Source organism: Tsukamurella sp. USMM236 (assembly GCF_037148755.1).
Lineage (GTDB): Bacteria > Actinomycetota > Actinomycetes > Mycobacteriales > Mycobacteriaceae > Tsukamurella.
In genome coordinates this window covers 97,493-123,538 of sequence record NZ_JBBCSS010000008.1, presented here as the reverse complement: position 1 = coordinate 123,538, position 26,046 = coordinate 97,493, and the positions used below count along the sequence as shown (strand labels likewise).

Annotated in this window: 26 protein-coding genes; 22 read left to right on the top strand and 4 right to left on the bottom strand. The window is 72.5% G+C overall.

The window, feature by feature from the left end:
* Nucleotides 1–2: 2 nt before the first annotated feature.
* The 5 genes from benA (at nucleotide 3) to WFK95_RS21610 (ending at nucleotide 7,429) form a co-directional block, all read left to right on the top strand.
* Nucleotides 3–1,379, top strand: coding sequence for a benzoate 1,2-dioxygenase large subunit (benA, locus tag WFK95_RS21630; RefSeq protein ID WP_336671924.1), 1,377 nt, complete (start codon nucleotides 3–5; stop codon nucleotides 1,377–1,379).
* Nucleotides 1,376–1,900 carry a benzoate 1,2-dioxygenase small subunit gene (benB, locus tag WFK95_RS21625; protein WP_336671923.1) on the top strand — a complete coding sequence of 175 codons (525 nt, stop codon included), beginning with the start codon at nucleotides 1,376–1,378 and terminating at the stop codon, nucleotides 1,898–1,900. The genes benA and benB overlap by 4 nt, the downstream gene beginning before the upstream one ends.
* Before the next feature lie 21 nt (nucleotides 1,901–1,921).
* Nucleotides 1,922–4,519: a benzoate 1,2-dioxygenase electron transfer component BenC gene (benC, locus tag WFK95_RS21620; protein ID WP_336671922.1), complete on the top strand. Its 2,598-nt coding sequence runs from the start codon at nucleotides 1,922–1,924 to the stop codon at nucleotides 4,517–4,519.
* Between the two features lie 41 nt (nucleotides 4,520–4,560).
* Complete coding sequence (locus tag WFK95_RS21615) at nucleotides 4,561–7,068, top strand: LuxR C-terminal-related transcriptional regulator (protein ID WP_336671921.1); 2,508 nt, start codon at nucleotides 4,561–4,563, stop codon at nucleotides 7,066–7,068.
* A gap of 100 nt (nucleotides 7,069–7,168) precedes the next feature.
* Nucleotides 7,169–7,429 (top strand): hypothetical protein, encoded by a 261-nt coding sequence (locus tag WFK95_RS21610; RefSeq protein WP_336671920.1) that lies wholly within the window; start codon nucleotides 7,169–7,171, stop codon nucleotides 7,427–7,429.
* A 58-nt stretch (nucleotides 7,430–7,487) separates the two neighbouring features.
* Here the strand turns inward: WFK95_RS21610 and dapD are convergent, their stop codons facing one another.
* Nucleotides 7,488–8,438, bottom strand: coding sequence for a 2,3,4,5-tetrahydropyridine-2,6-dicarboxylate N-succinyltransferase (gene dapD, locus WFK95_RS21605; RefSeq protein ID WP_336671919.1), 951 nt, complete (start codon nucleotides 8,436–8,438; stop codon nucleotides 7,488–7,490).
* 130 nt (nucleotides 8,439–8,568) lie between these two features.
* Here dapD and WFK95_RS21600 point away from each other — a divergent pair, with 130 nt between their 5' ends.
* From WFK95_RS21600 to WFK95_RS21555, 10 genes are all read left to right on the top strand, one after another.
* The gene (locus tag WFK95_RS21600; protein WP_336671918.1) at nucleotides 8,569–9,078 is read left to right on the top strand and encodes a hypothetical protein; all 510 of its coding nucleotides are present in this window, start codon (nucleotides 8,569–8,571) and stop codon (nucleotides 9,076–9,078) included.
* Between the two features lie 53 nt (nucleotides 9,079–9,131).
* Nucleotides 9,132–10,484, top strand: a complete 1,353-nt coding sequence (mgtE, locus tag WFK95_RS21595) for a magnesium transporter (RefSeq protein WP_224646067.1) — start codon at nucleotides 9,132–9,134, stop codon at nucleotides 10,482–10,484.
* 78 nt (nucleotides 10,485–10,562) lie between these two features.
* A complete protein-coding gene (gene dapE / locus WFK95_RS21590; RefSeq protein WP_224646066.1) occupies nucleotides 10,563–11,639 on the top strand; it encodes a succinyl-diaminopimelate desuccinylase in 1,077 nt (358 codons plus the stop codon).
* A 10-nt stretch (nucleotides 11,640–11,649) separates the two neighbouring features.
* Nucleotides 11,650–12,444, top strand: a complete 795-nt coding sequence (locus WFK95_RS21585) for a TIGR00730 family Rossman fold protein (protein ID WP_224646065.1) — start codon at nucleotides 11,650–11,652, stop codon at nucleotides 12,442–12,444.
* Nucleotides 12,441–12,989 (top strand): TIGR00730 family Rossman fold protein, encoded by a 549-nt coding sequence (locus WFK95_RS21580; RefSeq protein WP_068524574.1) that lies wholly within the window; start codon nucleotides 12,441–12,443, stop codon nucleotides 12,987–12,989. Before WFK95_RS21585 ends, WFK95_RS21580 begins: the two co-directional genes overlap by 4 nt.
* Before the next feature lie 9 nt (nucleotides 12,990–12,998).
* The gene (locus tag WFK95_RS21575) at nucleotides 12,999–14,810 is read left to right on the top strand and encodes a long-chain-acyl-CoA synthetase (protein ID WP_336671917.1); all 1,812 of its coding nucleotides are present in this window, start codon (nucleotides 12,999–13,001) and stop codon (nucleotides 14,808–14,810) included.
* 1 nt (nucleotide 14,811) lies between these two features.
* Nucleotides 14,812–15,705, top strand: coding sequence for a dihydropteroate synthase (folP, locus tag WFK95_RS21570; protein ID WP_336671916.1), 894 nt, complete (start codon nucleotides 14,812–14,814; stop codon nucleotides 15,703–15,705).
* Complete coding sequence (locus tag WFK95_RS21565) at nucleotides 15,702–16,610, top strand: glucosyl-3-phosphoglycerate synthase (RefSeq protein ID WP_336671915.1); 909 nt, start codon at nucleotides 15,702–15,704, stop codon at nucleotides 16,608–16,610. Before folP ends, WFK95_RS21565 begins: the two co-directional genes overlap by 4 nt.
* A 69-nt stretch (nucleotides 16,611–16,679) precedes the next feature.
* Nucleotides 16,680–17,153 carry a hypothetical protein gene (locus WFK95_RS21560; RefSeq protein WP_336671914.1) on the top strand — a complete coding sequence of 158 codons (474 nt, stop codon included), beginning with the start codon at nucleotides 16,680–16,682 and terminating at the stop codon, nucleotides 17,151–17,153.
* Nucleotides 17,150–17,455, top strand: coding sequence for a winged helix-turn-helix domain-containing protein (locus WFK95_RS21555; RefSeq protein WP_224646060.1), 306 nt, complete (start codon nucleotides 17,150–17,152; stop codon nucleotides 17,453–17,455). The genes WFK95_RS21560 and WFK95_RS21555 overlap by 4 nt, the downstream gene beginning before the upstream one ends.
* Nucleotides 17,456–17,459: 4 nt before the next feature.
* On the opposite strand, the gene WFK95_RS21550 is transcribed toward WFK95_RS21555, so the two are convergent.
* Nucleotides 17,460–18,137 (bottom strand): MerR family transcriptional regulator, encoded by a 678-nt coding sequence (locus WFK95_RS21550; RefSeq protein ID WP_336671913.1) that lies wholly within the window; start codon nucleotides 18,135–18,137, stop codon nucleotides 17,460–17,462.
* A 79-nt stretch (nucleotides 18,138–18,216) separates the two neighbouring features.
* On the opposite strand from WFK95_RS21550, the gene WFK95_RS21545 reads away from it, so the two are divergent.
* From WFK95_RS21545 to WFK95_RS21530, 4 genes are all read left to right on the top strand, one after another.
* Nucleotides 18,217–19,395: an erythromycin esterase family protein gene (locus WFK95_RS21545; protein ID WP_336671912.1), complete on the top strand. Its 1,179-nt coding sequence runs from the start codon at nucleotides 18,217–18,219 to the stop codon at nucleotides 19,393–19,395.
* 7 nt (nucleotides 19,396–19,402) lie between these two features.
* Nucleotides 19,403–19,723 (top strand): DivIVA domain-containing protein, encoded by a 321-nt coding sequence (locus tag WFK95_RS21540; RefSeq protein ID WP_224646057.1) that lies wholly within the window; start codon nucleotides 19,403–19,405, stop codon nucleotides 19,721–19,723.
* Between the two features lie 111 nt (nucleotides 19,724–19,834).
* A complete protein-coding gene (locus WFK95_RS21535) occupies nucleotides 19,835–20,002 on the top strand; it encodes a DUF3117 domain-containing protein (protein WP_068532479.1) in 168 nt (55 codons plus the stop codon).
* Between the two features lie 72 nt (nucleotides 20,003–20,074).
* A complete protein-coding gene (locus tag WFK95_RS21530) occupies nucleotides 20,075–20,938 on the top strand; it encodes a putative RNA methyltransferase (protein WP_336671911.1) in 864 nt (287 codons plus the stop codon).
* 15 nt (nucleotides 20,939–20,953) lie between these two features.
* Here WFK95_RS21530 and glgA read toward each other — a convergent pair whose 3' ends face one another.
* Nucleotides 20,954–22,135: a glycogen synthase gene (gene glgA / locus WFK95_RS21525; RefSeq protein WP_336671910.1), complete on the bottom strand. Its 1,182-nt coding sequence runs from the start codon at nucleotides 22,133–22,135 to the stop codon at nucleotides 20,954–20,956.
* Nucleotides 22,136–22,303: 168 nt separating this feature from the next.
* Between glgA and glgC the strand changes: the two genes are divergently transcribed.
* The 3 genes from glgC (at nucleotide 22,304) to WFK95_RS21510 (ending at nucleotide 25,147) form a co-directional block, all read left to right on the top strand.
* Nucleotides 22,304–23,521 (top strand): glucose-1-phosphate adenylyltransferase, encoded by a 1,218-nt coding sequence (glgC, locus tag WFK95_RS21520; RefSeq protein WP_336671909.1) that lies wholly within the window; start codon nucleotides 22,304–22,306, stop codon nucleotides 23,519–23,521.
* A gap of 357 nt (nucleotides 23,522–23,878) precedes the next feature.
* Nucleotides 23,879–24,253 carry a CPBP family intramembrane glutamic endopeptidase gene (locus WFK95_RS21515; protein ID WP_336672012.1) on the top strand — a complete coding sequence of 125 codons (375 nt, stop codon included), beginning with the start codon at nucleotides 23,879–23,881 and terminating at the stop codon, nucleotides 24,251–24,253.
* 45 nt (nucleotides 24,254–24,298) lie between these two features.
* On the top strand, nucleotides 24,299–25,147 hold the full coding sequence (locus WFK95_RS21510) for an SDR family NAD(P)-dependent oxidoreductase (RefSeq protein WP_336671908.1): 849 nt from the start codon (nucleotides 24,299–24,301) through the stop codon (nucleotides 25,145–25,147).
* Between the two features lie 33 nt (nucleotides 25,148–25,180).
* Here WFK95_RS21510 and WFK95_RS21505 read toward each other — a convergent pair whose 3' ends face one another.
* On the bottom strand, nucleotides 25,181–25,987 hold the full coding sequence (locus tag WFK95_RS21505) for an alpha/beta fold hydrolase (RefSeq protein WP_336671907.1): 807 nt from the start codon (nucleotides 25,985–25,987) through the stop codon (nucleotides 25,181–25,183).
* Nucleotides 25,988–26,046: the final 59 nt, after the last annotated feature.

Sequence of the window (26,046 nt, the reverse complement as noted above, 5' to 3'; positions counted from 1 at the left end):
CCATGACCGTGACCGAACCTTCACCCACCCCGTCTCCCGACGTGCTCGACCGGGCGATCGACGAGCGTCCCGCGGACGGCGTCTACCGGGTGAACCGCAACATCTTCACCGACGAGGAGACCTTCGAGCTGGAGATGAAGTACATCTTCGAGGGCAACTGGGTCTACCTCGCGCACGAGAGCCAGGTCCCCGAGGTCGGCGACTACTACACGACCTACATCGGCCGGCAGCCCGTGGTGATCACCCGCGGCGCCGACGGCGAGCTGAACCTGCTCATCAACGCCTGCGCGCACCGTGGCGCGATGCTGTGCCGCAAGAAGACCGACAACCGCAAGACCCTGACCTGTCCGTTCCACGGCTGGACCTTCCGCAACGACGGCCGGCTGCTCAAGGTCAAGGATCCCGACGGCGCCGGGTACCCGGCCCAGTTCGACAAGGAGGGCAGCCACGACCTGACGAAGGTCGCGAAGTTCGGGAACTACCGCGGCTTCCTGTTCGGCTCGCTGAACCCGGACGTGCTCCCGTTGGAGGAGCACCTCGGCGACACCACGGCCATCATCGACATGCTGGTGGACCAGTCGCCCGAGGGGCTCGAGGTGCTCCGCGGCGCGTCCACGTACACCTACGACGGCAACTGGAAGGTGCAGGCGGAGAACGGCGCCGACGGCTATCACGTGACCGCCACGCACTGGAACTACGCGGCCACCACCAGCCGCCGCAACACGGGCGACTCGGGCAACACCACCAAGACGCTGGACGCGGGCCAGTGGGGCAAGTCCGGCGGAGGTTACTGGTCGTACCCGAACGGCCACCTGTGCCTGTGGACCTGGGCGGGGAACCCGCAGGACCGGCCGCTGTGGGACCGGCTCGACGAGCTGAAGGAGCAGTTCGGTGAGGCCAAGGGCGACTTCATGGTCCGCGGCTCGCGCAACCTGTGCCTGTATCCGAACGTCTACCTGATGGACCAGTTCTCCACGCAGATCCGGCACTTCCGGCCGATCAGCGTGGACAAGACGGAGGTCACCATCTACTGCATCGCCCCGAAGGGGGAGTCGAAGGAGAACCGCTCCTGGCGGATCCGCCAGTACGAGGACTTCTTCAACGCCTCGGGCATGGCGACGCCGGACGACCTCGAGGAGTTCCGCAGCTGCCAGAAGACCTTCCTCGCGACCGCCGCGCAGTGGAACGACATGAGCCGCGGCGCCGAGCACTGGCTGACCGGCCCGGACGAGGTCGCGACGACGCTCGGCATGACCGGCGTCGTCTCCTCCGGCGTCAAGAACGAGGACGAGGGCCTGTATCCGGTGCAACACAAGTACTGGCAGGAGGCCCTCCAGGCCGGCCTGCAGGCCGACGCCGCGAAGGGGGTCGTCCGATGAGCGCCCCTACGACCGCCGCGACCGGCTCGCGCGCCATCGACCAGCACGTCATCGAGCAGTTCCTCTACCGCGAGGCGCGCCACCTCGACGACCGCGAGTTCGAGAAGTGGCTGGACTGCTACGCGGACGACTGCGAGTTCTGGATGCCCGCCTGGGCGGACGACGACAGGCTCACCGAGGACCCGCAGACCGAGATCTCGCTGGTCTACTACCCGGACAAGGGCGGCCTCACGGACCGCGTCTTCCGGATCCGCACCGAGCGCTCGTCGGCGACCTCGCTGCCGGAGCCGCGGACCAGCCACAACATCACCAACGTCGAGGTGATCGAGCGCCGCGGCGACCTGGTGGACGTCCGATTCAATTGGCACACCATGTACTTCCGGTACGACACGATCGACCCGTACTACGGCACCACCATGGCGACGCTCGACTTCTCGGGGGAGCAGCCCCTGTTCCGCCGGAAGACCGTGGTGCTCAAGAACGACTACATCCACCACGTCGTCGACATCTACCACGTCTGAACGGGCGGAAGGGATCTCATCATGGCGCATCAGGTGGCGCTCGCCTTCGAGGACGGGGTGACCCGGTTCATCTCCGTCGACCCCGGGCAGACGGTGGCGGACGCCTCGTACCGGCAGCGGATCAACATCCCGCTCGACTGCCGCGACGGGGCGTGCGGAACGTGCAAGGCGCTCTGCGAATCCGGGACCTACGACGGCGGCACCTACGTCGAGGACGCGCTCACCGCGGACGAGGCGGAGCAGGGCTACTGCCTGCCCTGCTCGATGTCGCCGACGTCCGACCTGGTGCTCCAGATCAGCAGCACCTCGGCGGTGGCGAAGACGCAGGTCGGCGAGTTCGCCGCGACCGTGACGGGCCTGGAACGGCTCACCCCGAGCACCGTCGGGCTGCGGTTGCGCGCCGACGAGCGCGAGCGCCTCGCCTTCCTCCCCGGGCAGTACGTGAACATCGCGGTGCCCGGATCCGGGGTCGACGGTGCGCCCGACGCCGAGCGGTCCTACTCCTTCGCCTCGCACCCCGACGACGAGGAGCTGGAGTTCCTGGTCAAGCTCATCCCGAGCGGCGGCGCGATGTCGGACTGGCTCACGGGGCGGGCGAAGATCGGCGACCGGGTGAGCTTCCGGGGGCCGCTCGGCTCGTTCTTCCTCCGCGAGGCCGACCGGCCCGCGTTGCTCGTCGCCGGCGGGACCGGGCTCGCGCCCATGCTGTCCATGCTGCGGTCCATGCGTACCCGCGACCCCGGGCGCTCCGTGCAGCTGCTCTACGGCGTCTCGCAGGACCAGGACGTCACGCAGCTCGACGTGCTCGACGGTCTCCGGGAGGAGCTGGGGGCGTTCGACTTCGAGCACTGCGTCTCCGCCGCCGACAGCACCGCCGCCCACCGCGGGCACGTGACCGACATCCTCCGCACCGCGCACCTGCACGGCGGCGACGTGGCGGTCTATCTCTGCGGGCCGCCGCCCATGATCGACGGCTTCCGCGTGGAGCTGGACCGGCTCGGTATCACCCCCACGGGCTTCTACTACGAGAAGTTCCTCCCCGCCGTCGCCGCTGCACCCGCGCCCGCCGTTCCGGTGGCCGCACCCGCGACCGAGGCCCAGGAGTCCGTCGCGCCGAGCCCTGCGCCCGCGGAATCCACGTCCGTCGAACCCCGGACCCCGCTGCCGGCGGCTGCAGCACTGGAACCCGACGCCGCGGAGGCCCTGTCGTTCGACGGGCTGCTCGTCGGCGCGGGCGGTGCGCTCGTGGAGAATCCGGACGCGCGCGGCGTGGCCGGCCAGCCGCTCCTCGCCACGAGCGACCTGCAGCCGCTCGTCGTGCACGCGGATCCCGCCGCGCGGGCGGACGGCTACGAGATCGGCGAGGAACACCCCGACATCCGCAAGTCCGATGCCGTCTTCGAGGCCCGCAAGGCGCTGGAACTCGGTGCGCTGGAACTCGTGCTGGGGCGGCTCGGCTCGCCGCAGCTCGCGGGCTACCGGCTGCTCGCGGAGGCCACGGTGCCCTACCTCGACGGCGACCGGCTCACCGACGCCGCCGGGTACACCGAGGCCAACGCCGCCTTCCACGACTACCTGTTCACGCTCACCGGGAACGAGCACCTGCTCGCCGCCTACCAGCGGCTCGGCGTCCGCAGCCACATGGACACCACCCTGCGCAGCGCCACCTGGATCCACCCGCGCTGCGCGCAGGACCATCTCGACATCGTCGAGGCGATCGCCGCCGGGGATCGGGAGGCGGCGCGCACCCTGGTCGCCGACCACGCCGAGCGGTCCATGGAGACCACGCGGCGCGCGATGCACGAGCAGGAGCTGGCGCGCACACCCGCCTTCGTCCATCCCGGGCGGTTCGCCGGCCGGGTCGTCGTGGTCACCGGCGCCGCGCAGGGCATCGGCGAGCGCGTGGCCCGCCGCGTGCACGCGGAGGGCGGTCAGGTCGTGCTCGTCGACCGGTCCGACCTGGTCCGCGAGCTCGCCGACGAGCTCACCTCCCACGGGGCGCAGGCGGTGGCCGCCGTGGCCGACCTCGAATCGCTCACCGGCGCACAGGACGTCGCAGCGCAGGCGCTGGAGCGCTTCGGCCGGATCGACGTGCTCGTCAACAACGTGGGCGGCGCGATGTGGTTCAAGCCCTTCACCGAGTTCACGGAGGCGCAGATCGGCGCCGAGGTCACCCGGTCCCTGCTCACCACGCTGTTCTCCTGCCGGGCCGTGCTGCCGTCGATGCAGCGACGGGGTCACGGGGTCATCGTCAACGTCTCGTCGGTCGCCACCCGCGGCGTCCACCGCGTGCCCTACTCGGCGGCGAAGGGCGGCGTGAACGCGCTCACCGCGTCGCTCGCGATGGAGTACGCCGACAGCGGGATCCGCGTCGTCGCGGCGGCCCCCGGCGGCACCGAGGCGCCCGCCCGCCGCATCCCCCGGGGCGGGGACGTCCCCGAGACCGAGGTCGAGCGGGCGTGGTTCCAGGCGCACATCGACCAGACGCTGGAGTCGAGCCTGATGCACCGGTACGGGACCCTCGACGAGCAGGCGGCCGTGATCTGCTTCCTGGCGAGCGACGAGGCCGGCTACCTCACCGGCTCGGTCCTGCCGGTCGGCGGCGGGGATCTCGGCTGAACCGGCGTCCCGCCGCCGCCCCGCCCGCCTATCGTGGGGCGATGGACCCCTGGTCGGTGCGGCGCATCCGCGGAGCCCGGGCGGCCGTGGTCGGCGACCCGACGGGCCGCGGTGCGCGGGCGCTGGCTACGTACTCCCGCCCCGACGCTCCCGTCGTCCAGGCCCTCGGCGCCCTCGCGCCGGACGACGGTGCGCGCCTGCGCGAGGCCCTCGCCGCCGGCGCAGGTGTGATCGTCGCCGACGCGCAGCGGCTCGATGACCGTGAGCTCGGTGAGCTCGCGGCCGCGGCGCAACGGGGCACCCCGGTCGTACTGGCGCGGGCGACGGCCGAGCCGCCGGTATCCGGCCTGTGGAACGACGACGCGCGCGCCCTCGGCGCCGACGTCCACCTCGCGCTGGACGCCTTCTCCGCCGACGAGATCGCCGCCCTGGCTCGCGGCCTCGGGCTCGAGCTGTCGGGCGCGGCAGCGGTGCGGCTGCACCGTCGGACCGGGGGCGCGATCGAGGCGACGCTCGCCGCGCTCGACGAGGCCGCGCGCTCCGGCGGGCAGCCCTCGGACGCGGTGCCCGCGGGCGAACGGCACCGGATCACCGCGGCGCTGGCGGAGGTCGGGGAGCCGGCGGCCGGCGTCGCCCTCGCGGCGGCGGTCCTCGGCGGCGCGACCCCGACCGACCTCGCCGCCGTGGCCGGCACCGAGCTGACCGCGGAACTGCTCGACGCGCTCGCGGCCCACGGGCTGGTGATCGCCCGCCGGGACCGGGACGGCCCATGGATCGCGCCGCCCGCGCCGATCGTCGCCCGCGCGGTGGAGGAGGCCTCCGCGTGGACGGACAGGGCGCGGCTGCACGCCGCAGCCGCCGAGGTGGTCGATCCGCACCGCGCCCTGCGCCACCGCGCGGCCGCGGTCCTGCGGAGCGACGCGGCGCTGGCGAGGGCGCTCGCCGACGACGGCGGTGCGCTGGCCGCCCGCGGCGAATGGTCCTCGGCTGCTGCTGCGTTCGCCGCGGCCACCGGCGTCGCCGCCGACGCCGAGGCCGCGCGCGAGCTGCGGATCGCGGCCGTCGACGCCTACGTCAGCGCCGGCGACCTCGGCGCCGCCCGCGAGCTGGTGCCCGCCATCGAGGCACTTCCGGCCAGTCCCGAGCGGGACTCGGTGCTGGGCTACGTCGCGATCCAATCGGGGCGGCCCGCCGAGGCGCTGGACCGGCTGGAGCGCGCCTGGAACGCGGTGAACCCCCGCCTGAACCCGCTCCCCGCCGCGCGGATCGCGCACCGTCGGGGCCTGGACGCCCTCGTGCGCTGGGACGGCCCGGCGCTCATAACCTGGGCCGACCGTGCCATCGCCCTCGGCGGCGACGCTCCGCCCGCCATCGAGTCCCGGGCCTTCCGCGGGCTCGGCGCCGCTGCGGCCGGCGACGTGGTCGGTGCGGCCCGCGCGGTGGAGGTGGGGCTCGCCGAGACCGGCCTTCCCGTCGCGGTGTCCCAGCGGCTCATGCTGGGCGTGGGCTGGATCCAATACGGGCTCGGCGACCTGGACCGGGCGCGGACCGCGCTCACCGCCGCCCGGGAGGCCGTGGGCGGCGCGCACCGGGTCTCGCTGTGGGCCCTGGGCTGGCTGGCGCGGGTGCAGTTCGAGATCGGCGACTGGGACGCCGCGCTGGAGAGCGCGCGCGAGGCGGTGGAGCTCGGCGACAGTACGGGGATCGTGCTGTGCTCGCCGCTCGCGCACTGGACCGCGGCCGAGATCCTCGCGCTGCGCGGTGACGCCGACGGCGCGGACCGGCACGCGGCGGCCGCGCGGGTCGCCCCGACCGGCTATCTGACGCAGCGGATCCCGGCGGCGCTGGCGCAGGCCGCGGCGGCCAGGGGCGGCTCCCGCGCCGTGCTGGCGGCCGTCCAGCCCCTCCTCGCGGACCCGGCCGCCCGGACGGTGAGTTCCGATTTCTGGCCCTGGCACCACGTCGCCGCCCGCGCGCTCGCGGACGCGGGGCGCGGCGACGAGGCCGTCGCGCTGCTCGACGGCGCGCCCGCGCCGCAGAGCACGCCCGCGCGGATCCGGCTGGGGGCGGCCCGCGCGGCGGCGGATCCCGATGCCGACGCGGCGGCGGACGCGCTGCGGGATTGTCTGGCGGAGGCGGAGTCCTTTCCCGTCGCGGCGGGCGGCCTGCACCTCGACCTGGGGATGCTGCTGCGGCGCACCGGGCATCGGAGGGACGCGGCCCACCATCTCGGCGAGGCCGCGGCGGCCTTCGAGTCGCTCGGGGCGCATGCCCGGTTGCGGACGACCGACCGCGAGCTGGGCCGGACGAGCGGCCCGTCAGCCGCGGACGTCGCGACGCTGACTCCGCACGAGCTGAACGTCGCGCGCCTGGTGGTGGCGGGGGATACCAACCGGCGCGTCGCGGAGCAGCTGTACCTCTCGCCGAAGACGGTGCAGTTCCACCTGACCCGGATCTTCGCCAAGCTGGGCGTTCGGACCAGGGGGGAGCTCACCGCCCGGTACGGCGGCGAGCTCACGGACCGCGGCCCGGCGGGCCTCGGCAGCTAGCGGCGCACCCAGCTGATGATTGCCTCTGCGAATCATCACGGGGGCTAGTGCTACGCTATTGCAAAGAGGAGTGAGGTTCAGTTGCGGGAAGGCGGTGAAGATGACATTCACGAAAGTCAGGGTCGCCCTGGTCGCTGCGCTGTGCGCGGCGGTGGTGCTGTGCGGCGTGGGGTTGTGGATGGTCGAATCCCGCCTGGTGTCACACCATCCGGAGTGTGTGGGCACTGGCTCGCCGCGCGTGTCCGTGACCGAGCCCGTGGGCGAGCAGCCCGTCCTGCATCGTGCGCTCGACCGGGTGTTGGGCGGGCTGGGGTGCTCCATGGGGCCCGCCGGCGACCTCTCCGTGAAGAGTGTTCACTGACGGCGGACGAGAGCGGCGGCCGGTGCCTGCACCGGCCGCCGTTCTCGTCGCGTCCGGGTCAGTTCTTGTGCAGCGCGGCGTTGAGCTCGACGCCGTCGCTCTGCCACGGCACGACCTCGACCGCGCCGGTCACCGAGTTGCGGCGGAACAGCAGGTTGCTCTGCCCGGCCAGCTCGCGCGCCTTGACCTGGGTCCCGTCGGGGCCGGTCACCTTGGTGCCGGCGGTGAGGTAGAGGCCGGCCTCGAGGACGCAGTCGTCGCCGAGGGGGATGCCGAGACCCGAGTTGGCGCCCAGCAGGCACCGCTCGCCGAGGCTGATGATCTCCTTGCCGCCGCCCGACAGCGTGCCCATCGTCGAGGCGCCGCCGCCCACGTCGGAGTGATCGCCGATGACGACGCCCGCCGAGATGCGGCCCTCGACCATCGCGGTGCCGAGCGTGCCGGCGTTGAAGTTCACGAAGCCCTCGTGCATGACGGTCGTGCCCTCGGCCAGGTGCGCGCCGAGGCGGACGCGGTCGGCGTCGCCGATGCGCACGCCGCTGGGCAGCACGTAGTCGACCATGCGCGGGAACTTGTCGACCGAGTACACCGTGACGTGGCCGCGCGGGAACAGCGCCGCGCGCACCGACTCGAAGTCCACGGGGGAGCAGGGGCCGAAGTTGGTCCACACGACGTTCGTGAGCAGGCCGAACTGGCCGTCGAGGCTGAGGCCGTGCGGCTGCACGAGGCGGTGGCTCAGCAGGTGCAGGCGCAGGTAGACGTCGTGCGCGTCGGCCGGGGCGGCGTCCAGGTCGGCGATCGTGGTCTGCACGACCACGACGCGTACCTTGCGGGCCGCGTCCGCGCCGGCGGAGGCCGTGAGGACCTCCGGCGCACCGTCGGGATCCTGCACGGTGCCGGCGGTGCCGCCGCCGTCGGTCAGCTCCGGCGCGGGGTACCAGGTGTCGAGCACCGTCCCGTCGTCCGTGAGGGTGGCCAGTCCGTACGCCTTAGCTCCACGATTCGTCACGCGATCAGGGTACCGGCAGTCGGTACAAGGGTGGGCACCGCGCGATGTACTATGGCGCATTCAGAATGCACAACAGTGGGGGTGTGCAGTGGTGAGACCGGCGTCAGGATGGCGACGACACCCGCTCTGTGTGGCGGGCGCACTTCTCGGAGCGGCATTCCTCGTTCTCGCGGTAATCGCGGGAGTTGAGAGCGTTCGCGGTCACCACATCCCTGATCCGCGCGGTAACAACTGCAAGGACTGTGTTTTCGTCAACGGCCGGCTTTCTCCGGGCGAGGTGGGTGCGTCCCGTCCCGCCCTCGATTTCGGTTCGTCGACGCGGTGGCGGATCGATGAAGTGGAGTTCGCGGGATCCAGCGAGACGGGGCCCGGTGGCGAGAAGGTTCGGGTGGGAGCGTGTCCTCTGGGGCCGCTGACGTTCCCGGTTCCCGGAGGCGAGATGACGATCACGAAGATGTGCGACTACGACGTTCCGGCAGGCAAGGAGGTCGTGTACTTCTGGCAGTGGGGGAAGATGCGCTGGCGCGGCGTGCACCTGACGCAGGGCCAACGTCGTGGACCGGTTGTGGAACGGTCGATCACGGGCACATACTACTACCGGTTGGGCGCCAATCATGAGGTCCTTCCCGCACCGCGCTGAGTCTCACCGGTGCTCACCCTGCGCAGCCGCGGGATTCGGATACCGTGCATTCAGTGACCACGACACTCGACACGGCCAAGCTCGCCAACCGGATCGACGACGCGGTCGACGACGGGGACCTGAGCACCGTCGCATCGCTCATCGCGCCCCTGACCTCGCACGAGGTCGCCGACGTCCTCGAACGCCTCAGCCGGAAGGACCGCGCCGTGGTCTTCCGCCTGCTGGCGAAGGACGAGGCGCTCACCGTCTTCGAATCCCTCGACGCTCCCCTGCAGGGCGAGCTCATCCACGATCTCCAGGACGACCAGGTCACCGGCCTCTTCGCCGAGCTGGACCCCGACGACCGGGTCACCCTGCTCGACGAGCTGCCCGCGACCGTCGCCGGACGCCTGCTCCAGGGCCTCCCGGAGGGCGAGCGCGCCGCGACGGCGGCCCTGCTCGGCTACCCCCAGGGATCCGTCGGCCGCGAGATGACCCCCGAGTTCGTCTCCGTCCACCCCGGCGACACCGCCGAGCAGGCCCTGGAAGCGGTGCGGGCCCGGATCGACGACGTCGAGACCATCTACGGCATCCCGGTCGTCGGGCCCGGGCGCGTGCTCGTCGGCATCGTCGGGCTGCGCGGCCTGCTGCGCAGCGCCCCGGAGACCCCGGTGCGCGAGATCATGAACATCGCGGGCACGGCCCGGGCGCGGGAATCGGCCGAGGAGGCCGCCCGCCGCTGCGCCGAGCAGCGCCTGCTGGTGATGCCCATCGTCGACGACGAGCACCGCCTCGTGGGCATCCTCACCGTCGACGACGCGCTCCGCATCCTCGAGGAGGCGGAGAGCGAGGACGCGGCGCGCCAGGGCGGCGTGGAACCCCTGAACCGGCCCTACCTGTCGACGCCCGTGCGGACGCTGGTGCGCTCGCGCGTGGTGTGGCTCCTGGTCCTGGCGATCGGCGCGACGCTGACCGTCAAGGTGCTCTCGGTCTTCGAGGACAGCCTGCAGGAGATGGTGGTGCTCTCGCTCTTCGTGCCGCTGATCATCGGCACCGGCGGCAACACGGGCAACCAGGCCGCCACCACCGTGACCCGCGCGCTCGCCCTCGGCGACATCACCACCGCGGACGTCTTCCGGGTGCTGGGCCGCGAGGTCCGCGTCGGCGCGACCCTGGGCCTGGTCCTGGGCACCCTCGGCGCGGTCATCGCCGGCGCCCTCTTCGGGGTCGACGTGGGACTGGTCATCGGCGCCACGCTGTTCGGCGTCTGCACCATGTCGGCCACCGTCGGCGGGCTCATGCCGATCGTCGCGAAATCCATCGGCGTCGACCCGGCCGTCTTCTCCAACCCGTTCATCAGCACGTTCGTCGACGCGACCGGCCTCATCCTGTACTTCCTCATCGCCAAGGCGATCCTCCCGATCTGAGCACCACCCTGGAGGGGTGACTCTGCCGTCGCGGCCTTGGTGGTGGTCGCGTCCCCGTAGCGCTACTACGCTGGGGCCGTGCCCCTCGACATCGCCTCGGACCCGATCGACCTCACCGCCGCGCTGGTGGACATCCCCAGCGTCAGCCACGACGAGGAACGGATCGCGAACGAGGTGGAGGTCGCGCTCCGCGCGCTGGAGGGCTTCGAGGTGCTCCGCGTGGGCAACAACGTGCTCGCGCGGACGAATCGCGGCCTGCCGCAGCGGGTGATGCTCGCCGGCCACCTCGACACCGTGCCGATCGCCGACAACGTGCCCAGCCGCCGCGAGGGCGGCATTCTGCACGGCTGCGGCACCGTCGACATGAAGAGCGGCGACGCCGTCTTCCTGCACCTCGCCGCCACGATGGCCGAACCGGCGTACGACCTGACGCTGATCTTCTACGAGTGCGAGGAGATCGCCTCGCAGTTCAACGGTCTCGGCCGCATCGAGCGCGAGCTCCCCGAGTGGCTGGCCGCCGACGTCGCGATCCTCGGCGAGCCCTCGGGCGGGCTCATCGAGGCCGGCTGCCAGGGCACGATCCGGGTGCGCATCACCGCGGGCGGCGTCCGCGCGCACAGCGCCCGGTCCTGGTTGGGCGACAACGCGATCCATAAGCTCGGCCCCGTGCTCACGGCCCTCCAGGCGTACACCGCGCGCACCGTCGACATCGACGGCTGCGAGTACCGCGAGGGCCTGTCCGCCGTGAAGATCGAGGGCGGCGTCGCCGGGAACGTCGTGCCCGACGAGGCCTTCGTCGACGTCAACTTCCGCTTCGCGCCGGACCGCACCGTCGACGAGGCCGTGGCGCACGTCCGCGAGGTCCTCGCCGGACCGCTCGCCGACGGTGCCCTCGCCTTCGAGGTGACCGACGCCGCGCCCGGCGCGCTGCCGGGCCTCGGCGCCCCCGCCGCGGCGAAGCTCGTGGCGGCCGCCGGCGGGCGGTTCCGCGCCAAGTACGGCTGGACCGACGTCTCGCGCTTCGCCGCGCTGGGCATCCCGGCGGTGAACTTCGGCCCGGGCGACCCCAACTACGCGCACAAGCGCGACGAGCACGTCGAGACCGCGCAGATCACCGAGGTGGCCGCCGTGCTGCGCGCCTTCCTCGCTGGGTAGGTTGTGCGTCATGGCCTCCGATAAGAAGCCCTCCCACGACCACTACCTGCGCTACCGCGGACCCGTCCGCGTGCAGGGCGCGGCGGCGACGGAATCGTCGACCACCGACCAGCGGCTCCTCGCTAACGCGGACGACGCCGACTGGCTGCACCGCGACCCCTGGCGGGTGATGCGGATCCAGGCCGAGTTCGTCGAGGGCTTCGGGGCCCTCGCGGAACTGCCGCAGGCCGTCACCGTCTTCGGTTCCGCTCGGATCAAGCCGGATTCGCCCGAGTACGCCACCGGCCGAGAGCTGGGTGCGGAGCTGGTGCGCGCGGGCTACGCGGTGATCACCGGCGGCGGGCCGGGCGCGATGGAGGCCGCGAACCGCGGCGCCAAGGACGCCGACGGCCTCTCCGTGGGGCTGGGCATCGAGCTGCCCTTCGAACAGGGGCTCAACGACTGGGTCGACCTCGGCATCAACTTCCGGTACTTCTTCGTCCGCAAGACGATGTTCGTCAAGTACGCGCAGGCCTTCGTCTGCCTGCCCGGCGGTTTCGGCACCCTCGACGAGCTCTTCGAGGCCCTCACCCTGGTGCAGACGCACAAGGTGACCCGGTTCCCGATCGTGCTGCTGGGCTCCGCCTACTGGGGCGGCCTGGTGGACTGGATCCGGGGCACGCTCACCGAACAGGGCATGGTCTCGCCCGGCGACGCCGACCTGATCACCGTGACCGACTCCGTCGCGGAGGCCATCGACATCATCGTGCGCGCCGACGCCGCCCGCGAGCGCGAGGCCGAGGCCAGCGAGGTGGACCCCTCGTGACCGCCATCGCCGTCTTCTGCGCCTCGCGCCCCGTGCCGCAGGAGTACATCGACCTCGCGACCGAGGTGGGCCGGGGCATCGCCGCCGGCGGGGACTCGCTCGTCTGGGGCGGCGGGCACGTGTCCATGATGGGCGCGGTCGCGCAGGCCGCCCGCGACGGCGGCGCTCATACCCTGGGCGTGATCCCGACGGCGCTCGTCGATCGCGAGGTCGCCGACCACGGCGCCGACGAGTTACTGGTGGTCGCCACCATGCGCGAGCGCAAGCAGCTCATGGACGACAACGCCGGCGCCTTCCTGGTGCTGCCGGGTGGCGTGGGCACCCTCGAGGAGTTCTTCGAGGCGTGGACCGCCGGCTACCTCTCCATGCACGACAAGCCCGTGGTCGTCCTCGACCACGACGGCTTCTACGCGCCGCTGCTCGACTGGATCGACGGGCTCAAGGCCAAGGGCTTCGTGGGTGACGCCGCTCTCGGCAGGCTGCTGCGCGCGACAGACGTCACGGCCGCCCTCGAGGCGTGCCGTGGTACGGCGGTCCCACGGTAGGCTCGCCGCGTGAGCTCTACGCATAAGAACAGCACCGTCGGCATCGCGGATCTGGCGCGCGGCGTCGGCAAGCTGGTGCCCGACCTGCCCCTCCTGATCAAGGAGGGCCCGTCGATCCTGCTGCGCACGCCGAACAGCAAGGAGACCATCGGCACGGTGTTCGCCAAGCGCGCGGCGCAGCACCCGTCGCGCGACTTCCTGCGGTTCCAGGGCGAGGGCATCAGCTACGGCGAGGCGAACGCCACCGTGAACACCTATGCGCGCGTTCTGCTCCAGCGCGGCGTGAAGGTGGGCGACGTGGTCGGCGTCGTCATGCACAACCACCCGCAGATGGTGCTGGTGATGCTCGCCATCGTCAAGGTCGGTGCCACCGCGGGCCTGGTCAACTACAACCAGCGTGGCGCCGTGCTCGCGCACAGCCTCGGCATCCTCGACACCGGCACGATCATCGTGGGCGCGGAGGACCTCGAGGCCTTCGACTCGCTCGACGCCGCGGACCGGCCGGCCGACGGGGTGATCCTCACCGTCGATCGGCTCGCCGAGCAGGCCCGGCAGGCGCGGTCGGAGGACCCCCGGGCCACCGAGAACCCGGCCGTCACCGCCACGCTGCCCGCGAGCACCCGCGCGTTCTACGTGTTCACCTCGGGCACCACGGGCATGCCGAAGGCGTCGATCATGACGCACTACCGCTGGCTCAAGGGCATGGCGGGATTCGGCGCGACCGCCGTCCGCATGCGCCGCGACGACGTCATGTACTGCCCGCTTCCGCTGTACCACAACAACGCCGCGCTCGTGGCCCTCGGCTCGGTGCTGGTCTCCGGCGCCACGCTCGCCATCGGCCGCAAGTTCTCGGCGACGCGGTTCTGGGACGAGGCCAACGAGAACTCGGCCACGATGTTCATCTACATCGGCGAGATCTGCCGCTACCTGCTCAACCAGCCGCCCAAGCCGAGCGATCGGTCGAACACGATCCGGGTGGCCGCGGGCAACGGCATGCGGCCCGAGATCTGGCGGGAGTTCCAAGAGCGCTTCGGGATCGAGCGGATCATGGAGTTCTACGCCGCGAGCGAGACGAACATCGCCTTCGTCAACGTCTTCAACATCGAGGCCACCGTCGGCCTGTGCCCCCTGCCGCACGCGGTCGTCGAGTACGACATCGACACCGCCGGACCGCTGCGCAACGCCAAGGGCCGGCTGCAACGGGTCAAGAAGGGCCAGAACGGTCTCCTGCTCACCAAGATCACCAAGTCCGCCCCCTTCGACGGTTACACCGACGGGAAGGCGGGCGACGCCAAGCTGATCCGCGACGGCTTCAAGGACGGCGACGTCTGGTTCAACACCGGCGACGTGGTCACCAACCAGGGCTTCGACCACATCGCCTTCGTCGATCGTCTCGGCGACACCTTCCGGTGGAAGGGCGAGAACGTCGCGACCACCGAGGTCGAGGGCGCGCTCGACGAGGCCGATCAGGTGGAGGGCGCGATCGTCTACGGCGTCGCGATCCCCGGCGCCGACGGCAAGGCCGGCATGGCCGCCGTCAAGCTCGCCGAGGGCCGGGAGTTCGACGGTGCCGCGCTCGCAGCGCAGCTGCGGAACGAGCTGCCCGCCTACGCGATCCCGCTCTACGCGCGCGTCGTGCCGAGCCTGGAGGTCACCTCCACCTTCAAGAGTCTCAAGGGCGAGCTCCGCAAGCAGGGCTTCGCCGAGACCGGCGACGACCCGCTGTACGTCTTCGTCGGCGGCGCGGACGGCTACGTGCCCGCCTACGACGGGTACGCGGACGACGTCGCGGCCGCCAAGGTCCCGGATCTGCGCTCCTAGGATGACCGCACCGTCGGTGGGCCCGATCCCCGTGCGCCCCACCTTCTGCGGCCGCCCGGTGCCCGTGGACCGGGCGCTGGTGATGGCGATCATCAACCGCACGCCGGACTCCTTCTACGACCGCGGCAGCTACTTCGCCGTGGACGCCGCGCTCGAGCGGGTGGACGCGGCGGTCGCCGAGGGCGCCGATGTGGTGGACGTGGGCGGCGTCAAGGCCGGCCCCGGCCAGGAGGTCGACGCGACCGAGGAGATCGCGCGGACGGTGCCCTTCATCGCGCAGGTGCGCGACCGGCACCCCGACCTGCTGATCAGCGTGGACACCTGGCGGGCGTCGGTCGCCGAGGCCGCCGTCGACGCAGGCGCCGACCTCATCAACGACACCTGGGCCGGCGCCGACCCCGACCTGCCCCGGATCGCCGCCGCGACCGGCGCGGGCCTCGTCTGCTCGCACACCGGCGGCGCGGTGCCCCGCACCCGCCCGTACCGCGTGCGCTATCCCGACGTCGTCGCCGACGTGCGTGATTCCCTGGCCGCCGCCGCGGAGGCCGCGTTCGCGGCGGGCGTGCGGGAGGACGGCATCGTCATCGATCCCACCCACGACTTCGGCAAGAACACCCACCACGGGCTCGCACTGCTGCGGCACCTCGACGAGCTCGTCGGCACGGGCTGGCCGGTGCTGATGGCGCTGTCCAACAAGGACTTCATCGGCGAGACCCTGGATGCCGGGCTCGAAGAACGGGTGGCCGGGACCCTCGCCGCGACCGCGCTCGCCGCGCACGCCGGGGCCCGCATGTTCCGCGTGCACCAAGTGGCGGACACCCGCCGGGTGGTCGAGATGGTGGCCTCGATCGACGGCACCCGCCCGCCGGCCCGCGTCGTGCGGGGGCTCGCGTGAGCACCGCGCACCGGTTCTTCGAGGAGCCCCGCTGGAGCATCGACGAACTCGTCGCCGCGAAGGCGGGACGCACCGTCTCCGTCGTGCTCCCGGCCCTGAACGAGGAGGCCACCGTCGGCGCCGTGGTCGCAACGATCGCACCGCTGGTCGGGACGTTGGTCGACGAGCTGATCGTGCTCGACTCGGGTTCGACCGACGCCACGGCGGAGCGGGCCCGCGCCGCCGGCGCCACGGTGATCAGCCGCGAGGAGGCGATCCCCGGGCTGCCGCCGGTGCCGGGCAAGGGCGAGGCCCTCTGGCGCGGGGTGGCGGCGTCGTCGGGCGACCTGATCGCCTTCGTCGACTCCGACCTGATCGAGCCCGACCCGCGGTACGTGCCGCGGCTGTTGGGGCCCATGCTGTTCCACCCCGAGGTGCACCTCGTCAAGGCGTACTACCGACGCCCGCTGCGCGTCTTCAAGCAGGGCGAGGACCCCACGGGCGGCGGCCGCGTGACGGAGCTCGTCGCCCGGCCGCTGCTGGCGGCGCTGCGGCCGCCGCTGCGCGCGATCCTGCAGCCGCTGGGCGGCGAGTACGCGGGGACGCGGGACTTCCTCACCTCTGTGCCCTTCGCGCCCGGCTACGGCGTGGAGATCGGGCTGCTGCTCGACGCGGAGGCCCGCTACGGCATGGCGGGAATCGCCCAGGTGAACCTCTCCGTGCGCAAGCACCGCAACCGCGACCTGCGCGACCTGGGCGTGATGAGCCGTCAGATCCTCGGGACGGCGTTGCGGCGCTGCGGGATCGAGGACTCGGGGGAGGGCATCACGCAGTACCTGGTGGATCCGGGGCCGGAGGACCGCTTCACCGAGGTCACCACGGAGCTGTCGCTGCAGGACCGGCCGCCGGTGGCCTCGCTGCCGTAGAGGTAACTACTTGACGATGTGGAAAGTACTTTCTATGGTTGGGGGACCGATCACGGAGAGGGCTTCGTCATGACCGAGCACTTCGCACACCCGACCCCCGAGGAAGCGCGCCGCGCCCTCGCCCAGGCCGAGGGGGCGTCCGTCGCGACCCCGGCCGATCGCGCCCGGCTCGAGCGCGGTCTCATCGCGATCGGGCTCGCCGTCGCCGCGTTGGTACCCGCGCTGCGGCTCACCGTGGGGAATCCCGACGCGCCGCAGTGGTTCCGCGTCGGAGGGCTGGTCGTCGTCCTCGCGCTCTACCTGGTCGCGATCGCCGTGGCGACGATCTCCATGCGGCGAGCGTCCGCCGCCCCTCGGGGCTTCACCCTGCGCTACAACCTCGGGCTCGGCGCCACGATGCTGCTCTACGCCGTGTACGTCATCGTCCAGTCCGTGCGCGGCGACGACGCGCTGCCGTGGCCGTGGACGATCACCGCGGCGATGCTCACTCTGACGCCCGCTCTCCTGGGCGCGCGGGCCATCTCGACGCTGGCGCTGCGATGACGGCGACCGGCGGCCACGCGCGCCACCGTCTCGACGATGCGATCCATGCCCCCGTGCGGTTCTCCATCGTCGCGGCGCTGTCGAAGGTCGAGAACGCCGAGTTCGCCGCCGTGCGCGACGCGGTGGAGCTCTCGGACTCGGTGCTGTCCAAGCAGGCCGCACAGCTCGAGGCGGTGGGGTACGTCGCGATCAAGAAGGGGTACGTGGGCAAGCGGCCGCGCACCTGGTTGTCGCTGACGGCGGAGGGGCGCAAGGCCTTCGAGGCGCACCTCGCCGCGCTTCGCGCGATCGCCGAGGGGTAGACGCTCAGCCCAGCAGGGCATCGAGCGCCGCGGCGCCGGAGACGAGGGCGCGGCCCCGTCGGACCAGGTTCGCGTGCCAGCCGTCCAGCGTCGCGCGCAGCGGCTCCACGCCGCCCGCGTCGCGCAGGCGGTCCGCGAGCTCCGCGATCCGGGCGAGGCCGTAGCCGCCGCGCCGCAGCTGCTCGGCCATCCGCGCATCGCGGACGTCGGCGGGGGAGTACACGCGGTATCCGGTGGCGCGGTCCCGCTCCGGCCGGACGATGCCGGCCCGCTCCCACGAGCGCAGCGTGGCCGGGACGACGCCCAGGCGGTGGGCGACCTCGCCGACGAACAGGGCGGGGCCGCCGTCGTCGCCGGGGTCGCCCAGGTCCGCGAGCGCCGCGCGCACCCGGCGGAAGGTGTCGCGGTCGCCGGCCAGCTCCTCGTGCGCCTGGTCGAGCAGCGCGAACGCGGCGTCGGGGTCGTCGCGGTGCACGGCGCGCAGGATCGAGCCCGCCCGTGCGTGCCCGCACCCGGGGATCAGTGCGAGGAAGGCGTCGAGCGCGCGGCGGTGCCGCTCGGTGTAGGCACGGTAGCCCGACGGGGTGCGCCCGGCCGGCGGGAGGACGCCCTGCTCCTCGTAGTTCCGCACCGCCTGGGTGGAGAGCCCGTGCGGGCGCGCGAGGTCGACGGGGCGGAGCATGGATTGAAGGTTATCGGGCATGCTCCACGGATTCCTGCGATCAAGTTTCAACAGACGCTTCAACGATATCGTTGAGGGAATGATTCCGGACCAGGTAGACCTCGTTTCCTTCCTCGACGCCCAGCCCACCCCGACCCGCCTGTTGGCCCTCGGCGAGCCCATGCACGGATCGGAGGAGATCCTCCGCGCCCGTAACGCCGTGATCGAGGACCTGGTGCTCCGCGGCGGCTACCGCTCGATCGCCGTCGAGTCCGACCTGCACCGCGCGCCGCTGGTGAACGACTACCTCGCGGGCGCGGAGATCGACCCGCAGCGGGTCCTCGACGAGGGCTTCAGCCACCCGTACGTCCACGCACTGGAGGCGACGGGTGAACTGTTGCGCACCCTCCGCGCGCTCAACCGGACGCTGGAGACGCCGGTGCGGTTCTACGGCTTCGACGGGCCGATGGAGATGGCGGCGGCCCCGAGCCCGCGCGCGTACCTCCGGCGGCTGAGGGAGGCGCTGGCCGAGGTCGTCCCGGGCGTCGTCGCCGAGCGGGAGCTCGAGGCGCTGCTCGGCGACGAGGCGCGGTGGACCGAGGAGCGCGCGATGTACGAGGCGGACCGGGGCGTCGGGCGCACCGTCGACGCCGATCGCTTGCGCCTGCTGGCCGACGACCTGTTCGCGGTCCTCGACGCGCACGCGCCGGAACTGGCCGAGCGGGAGGACGATTGGTGGTGGCTGCGCGCCGACGCCGCGACCGCCGTCGGCCTGCTGCGGTACCACGCGATCATGGCGACCGAGACCCCCGACCGGCTCGGCCGGCTCAGCGCCCAGCGGGACGTGATGATGGGGCGGAACCTGCTGGCGATCGTCGACCGAGAAGCGCCCCGCGGCGGCACCCTTGCCTTCGCGCACAACCTGCACCTGCAGCGCGGGGTGAGCGAGATGCGGATGGCTCCGCACGTCGTGCGCTGGTTCAGCGGCGGCGCGCAGGCCGCGGCGCGCCTCGGCGACGGCTACCGGCACGTGGCGATGGCCATCGGCGCCGCGCCCGCGCACGGGCTCGCGGCGCCCGCGCCGGGCACCGTCGAGGGCGAGCTGTCGCGGGAGCAGGCCGACCCGGCCCACCTGTACGCGGGGCCGGAGCTCGGCGCGCGGCTGCGCGGCGCGCCCGTGCGGGCCGATCGGGACGCGCTCGGGGCGTACTTTCCGCTGGACGCCGACCGCCTGGCGGAGACCGACGGTGTCCTCTTCCTCAAGGAGGTTCGGGCATGATGGCCTCATGGTGATCGTGTTGTACGCCCTGGGACTGCTGGCCGTCGCGGCCGTGCTGTACGGCGTGGCGGCGCTGGTCTTCGGGCGGGGCGACGACACCCCGCCGCTGGAGACGGGTGCCACGCCGACCGTGCTGCCCGCGGAGGACGTCGCGGGCGTGGACGTCCGCGCGCTCCGGTTCCAGCAGGTGGTACGCGGGTACAAGCCCGCCGAGGTGGACTGGGCGCTCGAACGACTGGCGCGGGAGATCGACGTCCTGCGCGCGCGCCTGGCCGCCGAACAGGCGCCCGCCTCCACCGCGACCGGGGCCTCCGGCGAGGACGACTAGGCCCGCATTGCCAGCGGTCCGCGCCGATCGGTGCAGCGCACAGGCTAGAATGTACAGCGGACCCGCTGCGGGCTGCGCTCGGGCGGGTGAAGGATTTGAAGGGAGCAACGGATGGCGGCTATGAAGCCACGTACGGGGGACGGCCCCTTGGAAGCGACCAAGGAGGGGCGCGGGATCGTGATGCGCGTACCCCTGGAGGGTGGTGGACGACTCGTGGTGGAGCTCACGCCGGACGAGGCCGCCGCGCTCGGCGAGGAGCTGCGCGGCGTCACGTCGTAGCCGGTTGAACTGCTTTCCCTGAGATCCCGCGCGGTGCCACCGTGCGGGATCTCCTCGTTCCGGGGGTGTCCCATGGTGCAAGTCCCGCCCGGCCTGGTCGCTGCGCTGCCCGCGCTGGCCTGCCCGCACTGCGGCGGCGGATTCGACGTCGACGGCGGCACGCTGCTGTGCCCCGCGGGGCACGCCTTCGACGTGGCGCGGCAGGGCTACGTCTCCCTTCTCGCCGGCGATGCGAGCGGCCTCATCGCCGACGACGCCGCGATGATCGCCGCCCGCGAGCGCTTCTTCGCGACCGGCCACTACGAGACCTTCCACGCCGCGGTCGCGGCCGCCGCCACCGGCGCGCCCGCCGGATCCGTCCTCGACTGCGGCGCGGGCGAGGGCGAGTACCTCGCGCGGGCCTGTGCCGCGCGCGACGCGAACGGGCTCCGCGGCACCGGCATCGGGCTGGACCTGTCGAAGCCCGCGGCTCGGCGCACCGCCCGGCGGGGGCCGGCGATCGGTGCCGTGGTCGCGAACGGGTGGGCGCGACTGCCCCTCGCCGACGGTGCGGTCGCCGCAGTGCTGTCGGTCTTCGCACCCCGCAACGCCGCCGAGTTCGCGCGCGTCCTCGCGCCCGGCGGCCGCCTCGTGGTGCTCACGCCCGGGCCGCGGCACCTGCGCGAGATCGTCGAGCCGCTCGGGATGATCTCCGTCGAGGAGGGCAAGGTCGCCCGGCTCGACGGTGCGCTGCACGACTTCTCGCTCATCGCGCGCGAGAAGCACGAGTGGGTCATGGATCTCACCGCCGAGGCAGCGGCCGACCTCGTCGCGATGGGGCCGAGCGCGCACCACGGCGCGCCCGAGGCGCGCGCCGCCGCGATAGCAGACCTCACCGCGGGCGGCACCGCGGCCGTGACGGCGTCCGGCACCGTCAGCGTTTACGAGCTGCGGTAGCGGCGGGGCTCCGCGCTATCCGCGGGCGGCGATGGCGTGCCGGTAGACGTCCAGGGTCTGCGCGGCGATGGACTCCCAGCTGAAATCGGCGACCGCCCGAGCGCGCCCGGCGGCGCCGTACGCCGCGGCCCGCGCCGGGTCCGCGCAGAGCGCGTTCACGGCGTCGGCGAGGCCGGCCTCGAAGACGTCGGTGTGCGCCTCGTCGTAGTGCACGAGGGTGCCGGTCTCGCCGTCGACGACCACCTCGGGGATGCCGCCCACGTCCGATGCGACGACGGCGGTGCCGCAGGCCATGGCCTCGAGGTTGACGATGCCCAGCGGCTCGTACACGGACGGGCAGACGAACACCGTCGCGGCGCTGAGGATCTCGCGCACCTTCGGGGTGGGCAGCATGTCCTGCACCCAGTGCACGCCGTCCCGCGACTCGGCCAGCGCGGCCACCGCGTCGGCGGTCTCCGCGGCGATCTCGGGGGTGTCCGGGGCGCCGGCGCACAGCACGAGCTGGACGTCCGGATCGAACCGGTGTGCCGCGGCCACCAGGTGTTTCACGCCCTTCTGCCGCGTGATGCGGCCGACGAAGGCGGCGATGGGACGGTCCGGGTCGACGCCGCGCTCGACCAGCGGGGAGTCCTCGCCGAAGGTGGGGGCGGGGTGCCACACCTCCGAGTCGATGCCGTTGAGCACCACGTGGACCCGGGCGGGGTCGAGGTTCGGGTAGGCGTCGAGCACGTCGCGCGCCATGCCGCGGCTCACGGCGATCACCGCGTCCGCGTACTCGACGGCGTTGCGCTCGGCCCAGCTGGAGAGGCGGTAGCCGCCGCCCAGCTGCTCGGCCTTCCACGGGCGGTGCGGCTCGAGCGAGTGCGCGGTGAGGATGTGCGGGACGCCGTAGAGCTGCGCGGCGACGTGCCCGGCGAAGCCGGTGTACCAGGTGTGGCTGTGCACCACCTCGGCCTCCGCGGCGAGGTTCGCCATCCGCAGGTCGGTGGAGAACATCTCGAGGGCGGTGTTCGCGCCGGCGAGATCCGGGTCCGGACCGGAGACGGTGACCCCGTCCATGTCCGGGCGCGGGGCGCCCATGCAGTGCACGTCGACCTCGCAGAGGCTGCGCAGTCGCGCGACGAGTTCGGTCACGTGCACGCCCGCGCCGCCGTAGACCTCCGGCGGGTACTCCCTCGTCATCATCGCTACACGCATGGGCACCACGCTAGAGCGTGCCGGGGCCGCACGCAGGCGGTTCGACGGAGCCCGAACGGTGCGGTTCACCTGTGGTTCTCCGCCCGGACGCCTGTGCATCGCCGTGGAACAGGATGCACTGTCGCAGAACGCTGCACGGGTGCCCGGATTGGGGTTAGCGTGGACCCCGTGAGCAACCAGCCTCGAGTCCTGGGAATCGTCCTCGCCGGTGGCGAGGGCAAGCGCCTGTATCCGCTGACCGCGGACCGCGCGAAGCCCGCCGTGCCCTTCGGCGGTTCGTACCGCCTCATCGACTTCGTGCTGTCGAATCTGGTGAACGCCGGGTACCAGAGGTTGTGCGTGCTGACCCAGTACAAGTCGCACTCGCTGGACCGGCACATCAGCCAGACCTGGCGCATGTTCGGCTTCCGCGGCGAGTACATCACCCCGGTGCCGGCGCAGCAGCGCGTGGGCAAGCGCTGGTTCACGGGCAGCGCCGACGCGATCTTCCAGTCGATGAACCTCATCACCGACGACGACCCCGACTACATCGTGGTCTTCGGCGCGGACCACGTGTACCGGATGGACCCGTCGCAGATGGTGCAGGCGCACATCGAGTCCGGTGCGGGGGTCACCGTCGCGGGCATCCGCGTGCCGCGCGCCGAGGCGAAGGCCTTCGGCTGCATCGAGTCCGACGACTCCGGTCGCATCACCCAATTCCTGGAGAAGCCGGCCGACCCGCCCGGCACGCCCGACGACCCCGAGGTCACCTTCGCGTCGATGGGCAACTACGTCTTCAGCCGGCAGGCCCTCGTCGAGGCGATCATCGCCGACGCCGAGAACCCCGACTCCGACCACGACATGGGCGGCGACATCATCCCCGCGTTCGTGGCCCGCGGGGAGGCGGCCGTCTACGACTTCAGCGACAACCAGGTACCCGGCGCCACCGAGCGCGACGCCGGCTACTGGCGCGACGTCGGCACCATCGACGCCTTCTACGAGGCCCACATGGACCTCGTCTCGGTGTACCCGATCTTCAACCTCTACAACCGGCAGTGGCCCATCCGGTGTGAGAACGACAACCTGCCCCCGGCGAAGTTCGCCCGCGGTGGGCTCGCGCAGGAGTCCATGGTGGGCGCCGGGAGCATCATCTCGGGAGCGACGGTGCGCAACTCCGTCATCGGCGCCAACGTCACCATCGGCGACGGCGCGACCGTCGAGGGCTCCGTGCTCATGCCCGGCGTGAAGATCGAGGCCGGCGCCGTCGTGCGCCGCGCGATCCTCGACAAGAACGTCGTGGTCGGGCGCGGGGAGATCCTCGGCGTGAACCTCGAGCGCGAGCGCGAACGGTTCAACGTCTCCGCCGGTGGTGTGGTCACCGTCGGTAAGGGCATCCGGATCGGCTGACGGTGTCGCGACGCCGGGCGTGGGTCTACGCGCTCGGACTGATGCTGCTGTGGTGGTGCGCGACCTACGGGTTCGGCTCACTCGACCACCCCTTGGTGTGGCTGCGGTGGTTCCCGCACGTGGGCATGGTCGTCACGGATGCGCTCAGCTTCCTCGTCGTCCTGTTGGCGTCCTGGCGGCTGGGTCTGTTCGAGGGTGCGCTCTTCCGCCTCGGCCGGGTCCGGGCGTGGGTGTGGCTGCTGCCGCCGCTGCTCGTCGCGTGCCTGTACCCGCTGATCGGGCGCGACGGGGTACCCGGTATCCACGGCCCGTCGTGGGTCCTGCTGTCCCTGGCCGCCGGGACGGCCGCGGTGGGGGATCTCGGAGGAGTTCGGTGCGCGCGGCCCGGCGATGACGGCGCTGCTCCGCGTCGAACGCCCCGTGGTCGCGGCGGTCGCCACGTCGGTGGTCTTCGGCTTGATGCACCTGGGCAACGGCCTGTTCGGGCAGTCCGCGGGCGCGACGGCGTGGCAGGTGGTGACGGCCGGCTCCGCGGGGTTCCTGTGGGCGGGGGCCAGGCTGGTCACCGGATCGCTGTGGCCGGGGATCGTGCTCCACGCGTCCAGCAACTTCCTGCAGATCGCCTCGCCCGGGGCGGCGCCGCTGTGGTTCCAGTGCGCGGTCGTCGGGTTCTCCGTGGTCTGGGGAGCGGTGCTCATTCGCGTGGCGGGCAGGCGCGCGGCGGCCGCGTGAATCGGGCTTGCGTTCGAGCGCGCTCGAAGGCCTAGCTTCGCAGTCATGACGACGAACAGAGAATCGAACTGGCTGATCACCGGAGCTTCGCAGGGCTTCGGCCGGAGCCTGGTGGAGGACGCGCTGCGGCGCGGCGACGCCGTGACGGCGGTGGTCCGCGACGGGGCGTCCGTGCACGACCTCGTCGCCGCCCATCCGGGGCGGCTGGACGTGATCGAGGCGGACCTGCGCGACGAGCGGGCGGTGGATCGGGTCGCCGACCGGATCGCGCGGTCGCCGATCGACGTCCTGGTCAACAACGCCGGGCGCGCGATCAGCGGCTCGGCGGAGGACCTGGGGATGGCGCAGTTGCGGGAACAGCTGGAGCTGAACTTCTTCGCCGCTGCGGCGCTGACCCGCGCGGCGCTGCCGGGGATGCGGCACCGTCGGACGGGAACGATCGTGCAGATGAGCAGCCAGGGCGGCAGGTTGTCGTTCGCCGGCGTCGGCGCGTACTCGGCGAGCAAGTTCGCTCTCGAAGGATGGTCCGAGGCGCTGGCCGCCGAGGTGGCGGAGTTCGGCATCCGCGTGCTCCTCGTGGAGCCCTCGCGGTTCCGCACCGGCTTCAACACGACGCACTCGCTGGCCGTCGCGGCACCGTCCGCCGCGTACGGGGCGACCGTCGGGGTAGCGCAGGAGCGCCTGACGTCGGGCGACGGCCGCCAGGAGGGTGATCCGGTGCGGGCGGCGCGCATCATCGGCGACGTCGTCCGGTCCGACCGCGTGCCGCTGCGGCTGCCGCTCGGTGCGGAGGCGGTCGAGCGGCTGACCCGGACCTACACGACGGCGCTCGCCGACGTCGCGGAGTGGAGTGGGATCGCGCGGTCGGCGGACCATCCCGTGGATGCGCCGTGACGGTCCGCCCCGGCGAGCGTTCGCGGGGCGGCGTCAGGCGGCGTCGGCGCGGGCCAGCAGGCCGCCCGAGGAGCCGCGCAGGATGATCTCGACGACGGCGTCGGCATCGTCGGACATGGGGACGTGCCCGCTGCCCGGGAGCCAGATGTGCTCGGCCTCAGGGAGCAGACGGCGGGCCCGCCGGCCCTGGTAGGGCAGGAGCACGCGGTCCTGGGTGCCCCACGCGATGGTGACGGGGACGTCGGCGGCGATGTCGGCCTCGAACGGGAAGGCGCCGCCGATGATGTCGCGGAGCGTGTGCCGGGCGCCGACCATGTTGCGGAGGTCGCCGAGCACGCGGTCGGCGGTCAGGCGCTCGCCGTGCGTCATCAGCGAGGCGAGCATCAGGCGCCGGCCGATACCGCTGCGGGTGAGAAGCGGTGCGAGGGGCGCCGCCACCCGACCCGCGGTGATCAGCGCGGCGAAGTGCGCGCGGATCAGCTGGAAATCCTTGTCGTCGCGCCAGAAGCCGGCGGGGGAGAGGCCGGTCGCGCTGCTGACGATGCCGCTGGCCGCCGCCTCGAGCGCGATGCGGCCGCCCAGCGAGTTGCCGGCGATGTGCGGCCGGACGAGGCCGAGTTCGGCGAACAGGTCCTCCAGGTGCTGCTGCAACGCCTCCTGCACGGTGCGCCCGCCGAGCTCGAGCGCGGGGGACTCGCCGTGGCCGGGAAGGTCGAAGAGGACGACCTCGCGGTGCTCCGCGAGACGCTCGGCCACGGGGTACCAGGCCTGCCGGCGGTGCGCGATCCCGTGGACCAGGACCAGCGGATCACCCGAGCCGAATCGTTCGTACGCCAACATCTCGTGCCACCTCGTCGTGGTCGGGCGGGCCGGGCCCGCGGGGTCCGACGGTGCGCCGG

Coding starts and splice junctions, on each gene's coding strand:
- WFK95_RS21505 (WP_336671907.1), bottom strand. CDS start 25,987: ATGTTGGCGTACGAACGATTCGGCTCGGGTGATCCGCTGGTCCTGGTC.
- benB (WP_336671923.1), top strand. CDS start 1,376: ATGAGCGCCCCTACGACCGCCGCGACCGGCTCGCGCGCCATCGACCAG.
- folP (WP_336671916.1), top strand. CDS start 14,812: ATGACCGCACCGTCGGTGGGCCCGATCCCCGTGCGCCCCACCTTCTGC.
- WFK95_RS21545 (WP_336671912.1), top strand. CDS start 18,217: ATGATTCCGGACCAGGTAGACCTCGTTTCCTTCCTCGACGCCCAGCCC.
- benA (WP_336671924.1), top strand. CDS start 3: ATGACCGTGACCGAACCTTCACCCACCCCGTCTCCCGACGTGCTCGAC.
- WFK95_RS21555 (WP_224646060.1), top strand. CDS start 17,150: ATGACGGCGACCGGCGGCCACGCGCGCCACCGTCTCGACGATGCGATC.
- WFK95_RS21510 (WP_336671908.1), top strand. CDS start 24,299: ATGACGACGAACAGAGAATCGAACTGGCTGATCACCGGAGCTTCGCAG.
- WFK95_RS21550 (WP_336671913.1), bottom strand. CDS start 18,137: ATGCTCCGCCCCGTCGACCTCGCGCGCCCGCACGGGCTCTCCACCCAG.
- WFK95_RS21610 (WP_336671920.1), top strand. CDS start 7,169: ATGACATTCACGAAAGTCAGGGTCGCCCTGGTCGCTGCGCTGTGCGCG.
- glgA (WP_336671910.1), bottom strand. CDS start 22,135: ATGCGTGTAGCGATGATGACGAGGGAGTACCCGCCGGAGGTCTACGGC.
- WFK95_RS21585 (WP_224646065.1), top strand. CDS start 11,650: ATGGCCTCCGATAAGAAGCCCTCCCACGACCACTACCTGCGCTACCGC.
- WFK95_RS21530 (WP_336671911.1), top strand. CDS start 20,075: ATGGTGCAAGTCCCGCCCGGCCTGGTCGCTGCGCTGCCCGCGCTGGCC.
- WFK95_RS21615 (WP_336671921.1), top strand. CDS start 4,561: ATGGACCCCTGGTCGGTGCGGCGCATCCGCGGAGCCCGGGCGGCCGTG.
- WFK95_RS21560 (WP_336671914.1), top strand. CDS start 16,680: ATGACCGAGCACTTCGCACACCCGACCCCCGAGGAAGCGCGCCGCGCC.
- benC (WP_336671922.1), top strand. CDS start 1,922: ATGGCGCATCAGGTGGCGCTCGCCTTCGAGGACGGGGTGACCCGGTTC.
- WFK95_RS21535 (WP_068532479.1), top strand. CDS start 19,835: ATGGCGGCTATGAAGCCACGTACGGGGGACGGCCCCTTGGAAGCGACC.
- WFK95_RS21540 (WP_224646057.1), top strand. CDS start 19,403: ATGGTGATCGTGTTGTACGCCCTGGGACTGCTGGCCGTCGCGGCCGTG.